Origin of the sequence: Paenibacillus sp. 8b26, from assembly GCF_050626875.1 — a bacterium.
Classification (GTDB): domain Bacteria; phylum Bacillota; class Bacilli; order Paenibacillales; family Paenibacillaceae; genus Paenibacillus.
On sequence record NZ_CP192445.1, the window covers coordinates 3,024,540 to 3,039,440 of the forward strand.

At 47.0% G+C, this 14,901-nt stretch carries 11 protein-coding genes and 1 other RNA gene; all 12 read right to left on the reverse strand.

Annotation, left to right across the window (positions count from 1 at the left end):
* Positions 1-62 precede the first annotated feature (62 nt).
* Positions 63-1,478 carry a phage baseplate assembly protein V gene (locus ACQ4MX_RS13890; protein WP_431091186.1) on the reverse strand — a complete coding sequence of 472 codons (1,416 nt, stop codon included), beginning with the start codon at positions 1,476-1,478 and terminating at the stop codon, positions 63-65.
* Positions 1,475-2,149 (reverse strand): hypothetical protein, encoded by a 675-nt coding sequence (locus ACQ4MX_RS13895; RefSeq protein WP_431091188.1) that lies wholly within the window; start codon positions 2,147-2,149, stop codon positions 1,475-1,477. Before ACQ4MX_RS13895 ends, ACQ4MX_RS13890 begins: the two co-directional genes overlap by 4 nt.
* A 628-nt stretch (positions 2,150-2,777) precedes the next feature.
* Positions 2,778-3,142: a transfer-messenger RNA gene (gene ssrA / locus ACQ4MX_RS13900) on the reverse strand.
* Positions 3,143-3,487: 345 nt separating this feature from the next.
* The gene (smpB, locus tag ACQ4MX_RS13905; protein WP_134911630.1) at positions 3,488-3,967 is read right to left on the reverse strand and encodes an SsrA-binding protein SmpB; all 480 of its coding nucleotides are present in this window, start codon (positions 3,965-3,967) and stop codon (positions 3,488-3,490) included.
* 204 nt (positions 3,968-4,171) lie between these two features.
* Positions 4,172-6,799, reverse strand: coding sequence for a ribonuclease R (gene rnr / locus ACQ4MX_RS13910; protein ID WP_431091189.1), 2,628 nt, complete (start codon positions 6,797-6,799; stop codon positions 4,172-4,174).
* 187 nt (positions 6,800-6,986) lie between these two features.
* Positions 6,987-7,220, reverse strand: coding sequence for a preprotein translocase subunit SecG (gene secG / locus ACQ4MX_RS13915; RefSeq protein ID WP_013368823.1), 234 nt, complete (start codon positions 7,218-7,220; stop codon positions 6,987-6,989).
* Positions 7,221-7,557: 337 nt separating this feature from the next.
* Positions 7,558-8,844: a phosphopyruvate hydratase gene (gene eno, locus ACQ4MX_RS13920; protein ID WP_044645031.1), complete on the reverse strand. Its 1,287-nt coding sequence runs from the start codon at positions 8,842-8,844 to the stop codon at positions 7,558-7,560.
* 63 nt (positions 8,845-8,907) lie between these two features.
* Positions 8,908-10,452: a 2,3-bisphosphoglycerate-independent phosphoglycerate mutase gene (gene gpmI / locus ACQ4MX_RS13925; RefSeq protein ID WP_431091190.1), complete on the reverse strand. Its 1,545-nt coding sequence runs from the start codon at positions 10,450-10,452 to the stop codon at positions 8,908-8,910.
* A gap of 1 nt (position 10,453) precedes the next feature.
* Positions 10,454-11,206, reverse strand: coding sequence for a triose-phosphate isomerase (gene tpiA / locus ACQ4MX_RS13930; protein WP_044645033.1), 753 nt, complete (start codon positions 11,204-11,206; stop codon positions 10,454-10,456).
* Between the two features lie 59 nt (positions 11,207-11,265).
* Complete coding sequence (locus tag ACQ4MX_RS13935; protein WP_431091191.1) at positions 11,266-12,447, reverse strand: phosphoglycerate kinase; 1,182 nt, start codon at positions 12,445-12,447, stop codon at positions 11,266-11,268.
* A gap of 121 nt (positions 12,448-12,568) precedes the next feature.
* Positions 12,569-13,579 (reverse strand): type I glyceraldehyde-3-phosphate dehydrogenase, encoded by a 1,011-nt coding sequence (gap, locus tag ACQ4MX_RS13940; protein ID WP_134911636.1) that lies wholly within the window; start codon positions 13,577-13,579, stop codon positions 12,569-12,571.
* An 89-nt stretch (positions 13,580-13,668) separates the two neighbouring features.
* Entirely contained in the window at positions 13,669-14,706 is a 1,038-nt protein-coding gene (locus ACQ4MX_RS13945) for a sugar-binding transcriptional regulator (RefSeq protein WP_134911637.1), read from the reverse strand.
* Positions 14,707-14,901: the final 195 nt, after the last annotated feature.

Below are 14,901 nucleotides of genomic sequence, written 5' to 3' on the forward strand. Positions count from 1 at the left end.
CACCTAAAACTCTTCATATTTCATATCATCATGTTGCCACCATTCAGCCGCCACTCCACAGCCTAATTCGACTTCACTTCACTGCCCTTCATGTCCGCTGATCCACTCAATTGAATATGACTACCGTTGCAATCCATACGCAGCTCACTCCCTGCGGACAGACTCATCGTTTTACCAGCAGATAGACTCAAGTTGCCACCCGCCGAGATATTTACCTGCTTGCTGCTTATGATATGAATACCTTCCTTGTCATCCAGCTTGATAAAAATAGCACCGTCTTTACCCGTCACGACCAGCTCATCCGGCCCCAAACGAATCTCCTTGCCATGGGGCGTTCGCCATATTTTCATCTGCGGATTGGAGAACTTGTTGTGTCCGCTCCCTCTGCCTGCACGTCTAATCGCACTCCCCGCGATCCCATCTTCTTCACGACTGCCCGGAAAATACAGCGATACGGGGTCTCCTTTTTCCGGCATGACGTACCAGCCTGTGTGACCTCCCGCACTATACACCGTCGAATAGTTGAACCAATGCGCCTTATCCACATCTTGCTTCTCATCGCAATCCAGATGGATTCGCACCTGATCCTGACGCACGTCCACAACCACCCCACCTAACGAAACGCCCGCCAGCTTTTCCTGGTAGTAGCCTTTCTGCCGTAAGCCTTTGTACGAGGCAAGCATATATTGATGCCGCAGCAGCCCTTGCCTCATTTCGGTATAGGCTTCAACTACATACAAGCTGTGTCCCTGAAAGGTCATTTGAGCTCCCAAATCCAGTACCTCGTCCGTTTCTACCTCATAGAAAATAAAGTCATTTTCTGTCACCTTCGCCTGCTCATTTTCCTGAAAATAACGGAAAGGCAGCATCTGCTTGCGCACAGTATAACGAGTATGATCCAGCACCACCTGTGCAGGACTATCCTCAATGCCAAAATAAAATTTAGGGCTGTCAAAACGAGCCACAGGCATCAGGCTCGTATGATACCGGGAGGCCATACGTCTCAAGAACGCCCAGTCCGTCTCCTGATACTGGATGGCAAGCCTTCCGATTTGCTCTCCACCTGTCGCTCCATCAATCACATCCAGCCCTTCGTAGTCCTTGCCGATCTGCTCCAGCATCTGAGGAATGGTCATTTTCGTATATTGAAAAGAACGGGTACGCTGCTGGATATCCATCCGGTAGGTATGGGAAATCGCCTCCACCTCCAGATAGTACACGTCCCGCACGACCTTTACTTCGACCGATAAGGCAATCCCGCTGAACAGCGGCTTACTTTCGCCCGATTCATCCCGCTGGCTCACCTGGATGACGGTGTTCTTTTCCGTCGTTTCCACATAGCTGTCCTGCATATCCTCGGAGATGATTCCTGTAAAATAGAGCCGGGTATGCTCGTTGATTTTTTTCGTGAGGGTAAGCTGCTCCAGATCGACCATGACATATGGATAGATTTGAATTTGATCGTAACCAAGGCTCATAGGAAAGCCACCCCTTTCTCAAATGTGGAATTCGAAGGAAACGGAACAATATGGAGCGATTGCACTGTATTTTCTGCCACAGGCAACCACGCTTCCATGTCCGATTCCATACAGTTAAACGTACCCATCGTCACCTGTCCCTCATGGACAAATAGCAGCATTTCGTTGTACAGATTAACATCTACACCTGCTGCCACAAAACGGACCAGCCCGATGGACAGCCCGGAAGGATTCACGATCATTTCCGTACCGATCCAGTTACGAACGGGTTGTACAGACCGCAATACATCCGCCATTTGTTCTACAAACTCGGGAAGCTCGTCCACTTCCAAAACCGATTCTGTCGGATTAAAGGTGATGTTTACCCCGCCATCCAAAGAGGTGTAAATAATCTGAGGACGATGTTCTGAAGGATATTTAAATCGGGCTTGCTCCAATGGCATTAGGCTAAAAAATTTGGGGACGCTAACCCCCATTTGTCCATCCAAAATCGTTTTCCATTCCAACGGGATCAGTTCATCACCCATCCGCAGCACCCTGTTTTGTTCAGCAGCGGAGTTGTCCTGATCGGGTACATCAGCTTGAGATCGATTCGTATTTACGTTATTAGATGCTACATCATGATTAAGCTTATTTTTGAAACTTAGGATATGCTCGTCCATATAGTTCATAGAGGTAGTCCCTTCTACTTCAAAAGATGAGAGTTTACTTCAAAATACAAAAGTAAGAGGGGATATTTAACAATAGCCCATCTTATGTATGTATCGGCCAGAATAGAGATTATGTTTACAGAAAGAACCATCACATGCGTTATTTTCAATGCATATTTCTGAAATTAATATGGAAAAGAGGATGAATAGGAACGGACTACCGTTCAAACTAAATCCGTCTTAGCCAAGAAAGAAATCATCATGTAGAGCACACACCAGATGCTCCTTTTCTTTATAAGGGCAAATAATCACCCCCTTTGAACCTAAAAAACGACAGTACCGACGAAAGCGTCATTCCACGCCAACGTCGGTACCGTCGCTATTTTTCTATAGAAATGGAGCAAATTCCATGTCAGCCTGCTTGTCAAGCATTCTTTCTACCTGCTCTATTCCCCTTCAAATTCAGCTTATGCAAATGAAAACTCAATACCAATGAGTTGTATGCAGTGCATAAAAATTTATAAACCAAGTTGTAGACATGATGTCTACAAGCCCCAGTACAATTTGAGCCTTAATAATTTCATGTCTACATGTGGTCTACAATCTAACTCTATAAAAAGCAAAAACCCGCTCAGTGAGCGGGTTTTTTAGATGGAGGCGAGGGGAGTCGAACCCCTGTCCGAAGATAACGACACATAAGCTTCTACGGGTGTAGTGACAGTTTTGATGTCACCCTAGAAACTCCCTGTCACCGGATTCCCTTCGGGTCAGCCTGATTATCTTCTTCAGCTCACCGCAGGCGGAGATGAGACAGCGTATTCCACTATTTGTTAGCCCCTATCCCAGTCACATGGACGATGCTGGGTAGAAGCACGCACACAGTTTCTTAGGCTGCGAAAGCGTAGTTGTTTTGTTGTTTGCCGTTTAATAGGCTTTAGCGTTGATGAAGCGGACGCGTCCCCACTACCCGCTACCCATGCTCGAACTACCCCCGTCGAATCCATAAACGCCCCCTTATTATAAAAGGGCTCCACGGATAAATCCGGAAATACCGGAGCATAAGCATGCATGATACTATATCGGAAGCTGAATCCTGAGATCCAACAATCGAACAAACTCAGAAGTACAAAAACATGAAAACTTACTACTTCATTAGTATACCATATTACACTTCATAACGAAACGGAATGAAGCCATTTAAGCTCTATAAAATAGCACCATTACAGGAACAAGTAGCTTATTTACGTAATTTGTACCATGCCTAATAATTCAAGTAACAACGAAGCAGTTCCTAAAAAACTAGCTCCAGCCTAATAACACGCTGGCTTCACTTCGTTTTCCGACTCAAGCTACGCTAGGTTATCTCGCAATTTTCTGCTTCTCACGCAAAACACGTTGGATATCACGCTGTGCATCACGTTTAGCCGCAGCATCACGTTTGTCGTACTGCTTTTTACCTCTACCGAGTCCAAGCAACAACTTGGCATAGCCATTGCGAACATAAATCTTTAACGGCACAATCGTGTAGCCTTCCTGTTTGGACAGACCAATAAGCTTACGAATCTGCTCTTTGTGCAGCAGCAGCTTACGAGTACGCGTCGGATCGGTCGGATTGTTACGATTGCCTTGTTCAAAAGGACTAATATGCATGTTGTGGATGTGAATTTCAGCATTACGAATAGTGGCAAACGCATCACTGATATTAGAGCGACCATTACGCAAAGACTTAATTTCCGTTCCCGTTAACACCATGCCCGCCTCGTAAGTGTCCTCGATAAAATAGTCATGGGAAGCTTTTTTGTTCTGGGCGAGCACTTTCCCGTCTGCCTTCTTACCCATGAATACCACTCCTTGTTCCTAATGTAATCTATTCTGTAAAAGGAAATCTCCAGCCCGTTCACTAAATAACTGCAAATGAGCGGCTTAGAAATATATTGTAACAAAATTCAGACGGTAAAAGCAAGAAAGGTCAAGTCTTAAAAACGAAGCGGCCTCCGTCCAGAACATCAGACAGAAACCGCCCTAAGCCCAAGCCACTGCCACTTACTTCTTCTTTTTCCGGACAAATCCAGCGGTGCTATTACCGCCACCACCACTGCCTTTGCTCTTCCGCTTACGACGTGCAGCGCCGTCGCCGCTTGGGCTGGCATCACTGCCTGGTGTAGCTGCTCCACCGATAAAAATACCACTGGCTGACGTCTTCTTCTTACGTTTACCCGCACCAGATGCTGGCGAGTTGTAACCGCCCTTGCCGCTGCCAAAACCGAAGCCGCTGGCTGAGCCAGCTCCTGCGCCGTTTCCGCCGCTACGGCCCGTACGACCTGCGGTACTAATACCCCCGCCGCCTACGCCTGAACCAGCTTCTTTAGGCTTCCCGGCAGCATCACGACCGCCTTTACGCTCTCTGCCAGCCTTGTCCTTGCCGCCCTTACGGTCGCGCCCCTCATGGGGCTTTCCCTTACCTCGGCCCTCACCGCCACGCGTAAAGCCAGCGCCTGGCTTTGAACCACCCGTGCGCTCACGGCGTTGCTGCTGCTTCATATCGACGAGTTCAAAATCAATCGTGTAATCTTCCATATTCACGCGCGCGACGCGAACCTTAACCTCATCTCCGATGCGGAACACCTTGGAGGTACGTTCACCGATCAACGCCATATGCTGCTCGTCAAAATGATAATAATCGTCCGTAAGCGCACTCAGACGCGTCAGGCCTTCCACCGTATTGTCCAGCTCAATGAACATACCAAAGCTGGTTACGCTGCTGATAATCCCCTCGAATTCTTCGCCGACCTTGTCCAGCATGTATTCAGCCTTTTTCATTTGCTCCGTATCACGCTCTGCATCCACAGCCACACGTTCCCGCTCGGAAGATTGCTGCGCAATATCTGGCATCCGTGCAGTCAAATACTCCTGACGCTCGGCCGTTAAAGCCCCGCCATTCTCCAATACCTCACGAATGACACGATGAATCACCAAGTCAGGATAACGACGAATCGGCGATGTAAAATGAGAATAATACTCCGCAGCCAGTCCAAAATGTCCTGTCGACTCCGCATCGTACTTTGCCTGCTTCATCGAACGTAGCATCATGGTGCTAAGCACCGTCTGCTCCTTCGTGCCCTGGATATCTTCCAGCAACGTTTGCAGCGCACGCGGGTGAATAGAATTCCCCCGACCTTTGATCTGGTGTCCAAAATTGGCGGCAAAAGCCATAAAGTTTTGCAGCTTTTCCGGGTCCGGGTCCTCATGAATCCGATACAGGAACGGCACTTTGAGCCAGTGAAAATGCTCGGCTACCGTCTCATTGGCTGCCAGCATGAACTCTTCAATGATCTGCTCGGCAATGGTGCGCTCTCTTTTAACAATATCCACGGCCTTGCCTTCATCATTCACAATCACTTTTGCTTCATCAAAATCAAAATCAACTGCGCCCCGGCGCATCCGGTTAGCCCGCAGCTTTAACGCCAGTTCCTTCATCGTGCGGAAGTCTTCCACCAGATCCTTGTACCGTTCCATCAGTTTAGCATCTTCCTCTTCGAGGATTTTGCGAACGTTGGTGTACGTCATTCGTTCCTTCGTTTTAATGACACTGGTGAAAACATCATGTTTTACGACCTTCATATGCTCATTGAATTCCATCTCACAGGACAAAGTCAGCCGATCCACCTGCGGATTCAAGGAACAAATCCCGTTCGAAAGCCGATGCGGAAGCATAGGAATAACACGGTCGACCAAATACACGCTACAACCGCGGTTATACGCCTCCTGATCCAGCTTGGAACTCTCACGCACATAATACCCTACGTCGGCAATATGAACGCCCAAACGGTAGTTACCGTTCGGCAGACGCTCTACATTAACCGCATCATCCAGATCCTTGGCATCCTCGCCATCAATCGTAACAATCGTTTTATCGCGCAGATCGCGCCGCCCCTGACGTACAATTTCCTCTTCGGTAATCGCATCGGGAGCCTTCTCTGCTTCCTCTGTCACCTCATCGGGGAAAGCTTCCGGTAGCTGATGCTTGCGAATGACCGACAAAATATCGACACCCGGATCATCCTTGTGACCAAGCACCTCCAACACTTCGCCTTCCGCCGCAGCTCGTCCTTCCGGATAGCTCACAATACGCACAACAACCTTTTGACCGTTTACGGCTCCGTTGGAGCTGGCTTTTGGAATAAAAATATCCCTGTTAATCCGCTTATCATCCGGCAAAACAAAACCGTATGCTTCGTGGCTCTGGAACACGCCTACCACCTGAAGCACTGCGCGCTTCACGATCCGCACGACTTCGCCTTCCAATCGGCCACCCGAAGGTCCCCTCGACGTCACTCTTACCAGTACTGTGTCTCCATTCATTGCACTCTTTAAGTCATTAGCATGAATGTACACATCCGGGTGCTCCCGGTCTTCCGGGATCAGAAAAGCAAATCCCTTAGCATGAGCCTGCAAACGCCCGCGCTGCAAATCCATTCGTTCCGGCACACCATAGCGGTTCGTGCGGGTCAGCAAAATTTTCCCATCTTCTTCTAGCGCATTTAAAAGCTTAAGGAATTCGCGAAAATCCGCCGCATCCTTAATTTCAAAATGCTGCTCAAGTTCCTGGTAAGTCATAGGTTTGTATGCGGTCTCGCGCATAAAATCAAGTAATTGTTGCTCTGTTATCATAATATCGTCCACCTCGGGTGACCTTTAATTTTCAGTAATAATCCGCATGTTCCTTGTTCCTGATACAAGGCTCTTTATATACTCATACCCTAGTATACACGAATTTAATCGAAGGCATCCCTGCCTATCTAAAATCCAAAAAAGCCCTCGTTTCCCGTGAAACGAAGGCTTAAGGTTATTATTTAGCTTATTTTGCAAAAAATGCAACTAAAACGGAAACGATCATAAAGCACGCACCCAAAACAGCAGTCACGCGCTGCAAAATCAAATCCATACCGCGAGCTTTTGTCTTGCCGAACAGATGCTCAGCACCGCCAGAGATGGCACCGGACAAACCTGCACTTTTCCCCTTTTGCAGTAAAACAACTGCAATAACAGCAATCGAGAATACAACGAGCAGCACTTTCAAAAAGATTTCCATGAAAAATCCCACCTCCTGAGCTAATACATCTGTTTTGCAAAACAACACAGCCTTTTTTATGAAAACATGATCATATCATGTTATGAATAGCCGGAAATTAACGCAAAACACTATTTTCATTCTACCACAGCTTCCAGTAGATAACAACCAGCTATACCGAGCCACTTCATTAAGTCTTAAAAGAGTATAACCGACATCACATAAGAAAAAACAAAAAAACAGACCTGCTCACGTTAGCGAACAGGTCTGTTTTGTAATTACGTAAATGGCTTTGAGCGCTCAGACTCCGTGTTCTTGAATCACAGCTGCCTGGCACCGTTAGCATCATTGCGCAATATTATTTTTTCAGGTTGTAGAAAGATTTCAGGCCGTGGTATTGAGCCAGTTCACCCAGTTGATCCTCAATGCGGAGCAATTGGTTGTACTTCGCGATACGGTCAGTACGGGAAGGCGCACCTGTTTTAATTTGGCCTGCATTTGTTGCAACAGCGATATCAGCAATTGTGCTGTCTTCGGATTCACCGGAACGGTGAGAGATTACAGCTGTGTATCCTGCACGTTTAGCCAACTCGATAGCATCAAATGTTTCAGTCAGCGTACCGATTTGGTTTACTTTGATCAGGATGGAGTTACCGATGTTTTCTTCGATACCTTTACCCAGACGCTCTGTATTGGTTACGAACAGGTCGTCACCAACCAATTGGATTTTGTTGCCCAGTTTTTCAGTGAGCAATTTCCAACCTTCCCAGTCATCTTCGGAGCAACCATCTTCGATGGTGATGATTGGATATTTATCAACCCAAGAAGCAAGCAGGTCAACGAATTCAGCAGAAGTGAAGGATTTGCCTTCGCCTTCCAGTGTGTATTTTCCATCTTTGTAGAACTCAGTGGAAGCAACGTCCATACCGAGGAATACGTCAACGCCTGGTTTGTAACCAGCTTTTTCGATCGCTTCGATAATAGTGGACAGAGCTTCTTCGTTGGATTTGAAGTTAGGAGCAAAACCGCCTTCATCGCCAACAGCTGTGTTCAAACCTTTAGAGTTCAGTACGGATTTGAGGTTGTGGAAGATTTCCGCACCAATACGCAAAGCTTCTTTGAAAGTAGGAGCTCCTACAGGCAGAACCATGAACTCTTGTACGTCAACGTTGTTGTCCGCATGTGCGCCACCGTTAACGATGTTCATCATTGGTACTGGCAGTTGTTTAGCGTTAAATCCGCCCAGGTAAGTGTACAGTGGCAGACCCAGAGCTTCAGCAGCAGCGCGAGCTACAGCCATAGATACCGCCAGAATTGCGTTTGCACCCAATTTACCTTTGTTATGTGTACCATCAAGCTTGATCATCAATGTGTCAATTTCCACTTGGTTTACAGCGTCCAAGCCGATAACTTCAGGAGCGATGATTTCATTCACGTTTTTAACAGCTTGCAGAACGCCTTTACCCAGGTAGCGGGATTTGTCGTTATCGCGAAGCTCTACAGCTTCGTGAGCGCCTGTAGAGGCACCAGAAGGAACGATGGCACTACCGATAGCACCGGATTCCAGATATACTTCCACTTCAACAGTTGGGTTACCACGGGAGTCGAGGACTTCGCGAGCGTACACGTCAGAAATAATAGTCATTTGTACTTAATCTCCTTTGTCGATCATGATTTATTGGTCAAGCCTATACTTATTAAATCAAGCTTACTTGCGGGATGCAATCATAGATTTTCCTGTCATTTCCGCAGGCTGCGGAAGCTGCATTAAATCCAGAAGCGTCGGAGCTACGTCAGCCAGTATTCCATGCTCACGCAAAACGATATTTTCATCAGTCAAAATGAACGGAACCGGGTTAGTTGTGTGAGCTGTGAACGGACGTCCCTGCTCGTCAATTTCCATATCCGCATTACCATGGTCGGCAATGATGATAACAGTGCCACCTTTGGCTTTAACCGCATCTACAACACGTCCAACACATTCATCCGTCGTCTCTACCGCCTTGATCGTTGGCTCCAGCATGCCGGAGTGCCCAACCATATCCGGATTGGCAAAGTTCAGGATGATCGCATCATGCTTGTCGGCTTCGATCTCCTTAACAGCAGCATCCGCAACCTCGTACGCGCTCATTTCAGGCTGCAAGTCATATGTAGCCACTTTAGGCGAGTTAATCAAAACACGAGTTTCGCCAGGCAGTTCTACATCACGACCGCCACTGAAAAAGAAGGTAACGTGCGGATATTTTTCGGTCTCGGCAATACGCAATTGCTTTTTATTGTTCTGCACCAATACTTCACCGAATGTGTTATCCAGGTTTTTCGGTTCGTAGGCTACGAAGCCTTCAACCGTTTCACTGAACAATGTCAGACAAACAAAGTGCAAATCTTTAGGCAATTTCGGTCCGCGATCAAAGCCACGGAAATCCTTATTCGTAAATACCTGAGACAATTGAATCGCACGGTCAGGACGGAAATTCAGGAAGATTACTGAGTCATTGCTTTCGACCAGCCCTACAGGGCTTCCGTCAGCCTTCACAATAACCGTCGGCTCCACAAATTCGTCGAACACCGATTTTTCATACGATTCTTTCAATGCTTCCATTGGATCTGTATATTGAGGACCTTCGCCGTACACGATTGCACGGTAAGATTTCTCTACACGCTCCCAACGTTTGTCGCGGTCCATGGCATAATAGCGTCCTTGTACAGTCGCGATTTTACCAATACCCACTTCCTGAATTTTGGCGATCAGCTGCTGCATGAAGTCCACGCCGCTGTCAGACATAACATCGCGTCCATCCATAAATGCATGAATGTATACTTCTGTTAAACCTTCTTTTTTCGCCAGATCCAGCATAGCAAACAGATGGCTAATATGGCTATGCACGCCACCATCGGACAAAAGTCCGTACAGATGAAGCTTCGTGTTGTTCTTTTTGGCATGCTGTACTGCTTTAAGCAAAGTTTCATTCTGGAAGAACTCGCCTTCGCGAATGGACTTCGAAATGCGGGTCAAACTCTGATATACAATCCGGCCTGCGCCGATGTTCAGGTGACCTACTTCGGAGTTACCCATTTGCCCTTCCGGCAGACCTACCGCTTCACCAGACGCTGTAAGCGTTGAATGAGGGTATTGTCTTAAGTATTTGTCGTAGTTCGGCTTGTTCGCCTGTGCAACCGCATTGCCTTCCACAGTTTCGCGCAGTCCGAATCCATCCATAATAATTAAGGCTACCGGTTTTGGTACTGTCATCTTACTTCGCCCCCTCAACAAGCGCGATGTAAGACGCTGGTTGAAGACTAGCGCCACCTACAAGTGCGCCGTCGATGTCGCTTTGGCCCAGATATTCAGCCACATTTTCAGGTTTCACGCTGCCACCATACTGAATCCGTACAGCATTCGCTGTATTTTCATCGTACAGTTCTTTCAACAAACTACGGATATAGGAAATGACTTCATTCGCATCCTGCGAAGTGGAGGATTTACCTGTTCCGATGGCCCAAATTGGTTCATAAGCAACAACCACTTGTGCAGCCTGATCCTTAGCCAAACCAGCAAAAGCCGCTACAGTTTGCACTTTTACAACCTCTTTGGTTTGACCGGCTTCACGGTCTTCCAGCTTTTCGCCTACACATACGATCGGAGTCAGGCCGTGGCGGAATGCCGCATGAACCTTTTTATTCACGGTTTCGTCTGTTTCGTTAAAATATTCACGACGCTCGGAGTGTCCGATCACAACGTAGTCTACGCCCAGATCTTTCAGCATCCCGCCGCTGATTTCACCTGTAAATGCGCCGTCTTCTGCAAAGTGCAGGTTTTGTGCGCCGATTTTGATAGATGTACCTTTTACTGCTTCAACCAGAGCAGGAAGATTCGTAAATGGTGCGCAAATCACGCTTTCCACTCCTGCAACCTCTGCTTTGCCTTTGATCTCTTCGATGAAAGTTTTAGCTTCTGGTACGGTTTTAAACATCTTCCAGTTACCCGCGATAATCGGTGTTCTCAATGGTTTCAACTCCTAACTATTAGGTGCCCTAAAGCGTTTATTACGCGCAGTGCGTTTGATTACTTATCGTTGAGTGCAACAACACCCGGAAGTGCTTTGCCTTCCATAAATTCAAGGGATGCGCCGCCGCCAGTAGAGATATGATCCATTTTGTCAGCCAGATGGAACTTCTCAGCCGCTGCCGCAGAATCACCGCCACCAATGATGGTGTATGCTTCTGTTGTTGCGCAAGCTTCCGCTACTTCACGCGTACCGCCAGCGAAAGGCTCCATTTCAAATACACCCATTGGTCCATTCCAAACAACCAATTTGGAGTTTTTGATAACATCTGCATAGATTTTACGAGTTTTCGGTCCGATGTCCACGCCTTCCCAATCTGCAGGAATGCCGTCGATGTCCACAATGTTCGTGTTCGCCGTAGCGCTGAAATCGTCAGATACAACAATATCAACCGGAAGGTAGAAGTTTTTGCCGAGTTTCTTCGCTTTTTCGATAAATCCAAGAGCTACGTCCAGTTTGGATTCATCCAGTAGGGATTGACCCACTTCATGACCTTGAGCTTTAAAAAATGTATAAGCCAAACCGCCGCCAATGATTACGTTATCTGCAATGTTCAGCAGGTTGTCAATCACGTCGATTTTGTCTTTTACTTTGGAACCGCCGATAATGGCTGTAAAAGGACGATCTGGGTTTGAAAGAGCTTTACCGATTACAGACAATTCTTTCTCCATCAGCAAGCCGGAAACAGCCGGAAGAAGATGCGCGATACCTTCTGTGGAAGCATGAGCACGGTGCGCTGCACCAAATGCATCATTCACGAAAATGTCAGCCAGTTCAGCAAATTGCTTTGCCAGTTCAGGATCATTTTTCTCTTCTCCTGGATAGAAACGTACATTTTCAAGCAACAGCACGTCGCCGTTTTGCAGTTCAGCCACTTTCGCTTTAACAGCCTCACCAACTGCTTCGTCCACTTTAACAACAGGCTTTTTGAGCAGTTCAGACAAACGCACGCCAGCAGGAGTCAGACGCATGGATTCAACAACCTGACCTTTTGGACGTCCAAAGTGACTTGCCAAAATAACTTTTGCACCTTTTTCAATCAGGTAGTTAATCGTTGGCAAGGTTTCACGAATACGCTTGTCATCCGTAATTTTACCGTCCTCAACCGGAACGTTAAAATCTACACGAACAAACACCCGTTTTCCATTCAGTTCTATATCACGTACGCTCTTTTTGTTCATCTCCATATTCCTCCGCACCCTTTTAATTTTACGAAACAGGAATTTAAGGCACATTTTGATATATAAAGAGCGGAAACAATGACCTGTTTCCGCTCTATGATGTTGCGCGATAAGACTGTTCTTATTTAGCCAATTTAGCGAAGTATTCCAACGTACGGATCAATTGTGCAGTGTAGGACATTTCATTGTCATACCAAGCTACAGTTTTCACCAGTTGTTTGTCGCCAACAGTCAGGACTTTAGTTTGAGTTGCATCAAACAAAGAACCGAAAGTGATACCTTTGATGTCGGAAGAAACGATTTGATCTTCAGTGTAGCCGTAAGTTTCAGCATCGGAAGCTTCTTTCATCGCAGCGTTGATTTCTTCAACAGTTACGTTTTTCTCCAGAACAGTTACCAGCTCAGTCAGGGAACCAGTTGCTACTGGTACACGTTGAGCCGCACCATCCAGTTTACCCTTCAGTTCAGGAATTACCAGACCGATGGCTTTAGCAGCACCAGTTGTGTTAGGAATGATGTTTTCAGCTGCTGCGCGAGCACGACGGAAGTCACCTTTAGCATGTGGAGCATCCAAAGTGTTTTGGTCGCCAGTGTAAGCATGAATTGTAGTCATCAGGCCTTCAACGATACCAAATTTGTCTTGCAGTGTTTTGGCCATAGGAGCCAGGCAGTTCGTTGTGCAAGAAGCACCGGAGATTACAGTTTCAGTACCGTCCAGAATTTCATGGTTTACGTTGTAAACGACAGTTTTCATGTCGCCAGTAGCTGGAGCGGAGATAACAACTTTTTTAGCGCCGCCTTTCAAATGTTTCTCAGCAGCTTCTTTAGTTGTGAAGAAACCTGTGCATTCCAGAACGATATCTACGCCCAGGTCTCCCCAAGGCAGTTCTTCAGGGTTGCGGTTAGCCAAAACTTTAACTTCTTTACCGTTAACTTTGAAGAAGCCATCGTGTACTTCTACTTCTCCTTGGAAAGTACCTTGTGTTGTATCATATTTCAACAGATGTGCCAACATTTTGGAATCTGTCAAGTCATTGATTGCTACTACTTCAATACCTTCCACGTTTTGAATCCGGCGGAAAGCAAGGCGTCCAATACGTCCGAAACCGTTAATACCAACTTTAACTGTCATGAGTGAGTTCCTCCCAAAGTTCGTTTAGTTTAGTTTATATATTCAAGACAGACCCGAAAGCCCGTCAAGACAACACAATTCATAAATCTTTAACCATTCAAATAATGGCTTACAATTTCAGCAGCAGCGCCTTCGTCGGTGACAAGAATATCTTCCTGCCCGAAACGCAGCACTGCATGAATAGCGGCCGCCTTGCTCTTACCTCCAGCTACGCCTAGAACCGTCTCGGTACGCCTGATATCCTCCAAACGGAGTCCAAGCGTCAGCATTTTGTGAACAACGACGCCGTCTTCGTTAAAATAATAGCCAAACGATTCGGCAACCGCGCCCTCACTGCTGATCTGGGCAAAGGTTTCGGGGTCAAGCTTGCGTCTGCGTGCCATCGCTATGGCGTTGCCTATCCCGTGAATGATGATCCGACTCTCTCGAATCAGGCTCAATATATCCTGAATATTCGTATCTTCAAGCAGGGAGTTGTAAGCATGATTGCTGAGCAAATCCGGTACATGGAGCAGACGGTATTGTGAGCCGACCTTACGAGCCATTGTGGAAGCAATTGTGTTCGCCTGCATTTCCATGCTTTCTCCCAAACCCCCACGTGCCGGTACGAACCATCCGCCCTTAAGTGGGCCATTAGCAGGTAGTGTCAGTTGGTCCGCCACGTCGGCAATCGTCGTGCCACCTGTTACGGCGACCACATCCTCGTCGTCCATAACGCCCAGCAGCGCTTTTGCCCCAGCACGGCCCAGCTCCTGCTTCGTTAAAGGAGAAGCATCCGAATCCCCTGGAACGACAACCACCTTCCTCAAACCATAGGCTTGGCGAATCTGATCCTCCAATTGGGACAGGCCGAACAAGTTGTTCGCAATCGGCTCCAGCTGTTCCAGCAGATCCAGTCCTGCTTTGCTCACCTTCATGCCCACACTCTCAATCTCAATCAGCCCTTGGGCTTTAAGAAGATCGGTTTCGGCGCGCAACACGCGCTCGGTCATGTTTAGTGAAGCCGCCAGCGTTCTGCGTCCAATAACATCGGACAGCATAATCTGATGCAGGATTGTGTACCTTTTTTTCAAAACATCCATGAGGTCGGGCAGAAGCTGCTTCTGTATTTCTAATATCTTTCGCATGCTTTCCACTCCCGCACACTTCTAAGTTCTGTCTCTAATGCTATATCACTAACTGGTCTTAAAACGTCCCGGGTTAACTTTTTAAGTCCCACGTATATCTTAACCAATATTTGCTCTACATGCAAGTCTATCTGAACCTATATTTCTCAACTTTTTATGTGAATATGCGCACGTAATAAAAGCTTGCAATTCAAT

Coding starts and splice junctions, on each gene's coding strand:
- ACQ4MX_RS13935 (WP_431091191.1), bottom strand. CDS start 12,447: ATGAACAAAAAGAGCGTACGTGATATAGAACTGAATGGAAAACGGGTG.
- ACQ4MX_RS13945 (WP_134911637.1), bottom strand. CDS start 14,706: ATGCGAAAGATATTAGAAATACAGAAGCAGCTTCTGCCCGACCTCATG.
- rnr (WP_431091189.1), bottom strand. CDS start 6,799: ATGATAACAGAGCAACAATTACTTGATTTTATGCGCGAGACCGCATAC.
- smpB (WP_134911630.1), bottom strand. CDS start 3,967: ATGGGTAAGAAGGCAGACGGGAAAGTGCTCGCCCAGAACAAAAAAGCT.
- eno (WP_044645031.1), bottom strand. CDS start 8,844: ATGACTATTATTTCTGACGTGTACGCTCGCGAAGTCCTCGACTCCCGT.
- ACQ4MX_RS13890 (WP_431091186.1), bottom strand. CDS start 1,478: ATGAGCCTTGGTTACGATCAAATTCAAATCTATCCATATGTCATGGTC.
- gpmI (WP_431091190.1), bottom strand. CDS start 10,452: ATGACAGTACCAAAACCGGTAGCCTTAATTATTATGGATGGATTCGGA.
- secG (WP_013368823.1), bottom strand. CDS start 7,220: ATGGAAATCTTTTTGAAAGTGCTGCTCGTTGTATTCTCGATTGCTGTT.
- gap (WP_134911636.1), bottom strand. CDS start 13,579: ATGACAGTTAAAGTTGGTATTAACGGTTTCGGACGTATTGGACGCCTT.
- ACQ4MX_RS13895 (WP_431091188.1), bottom strand. CDS start 2,149: ATGAACTATATGGACGAGCATATCCTAAGTTTCAAAAATAAGCTTAAT.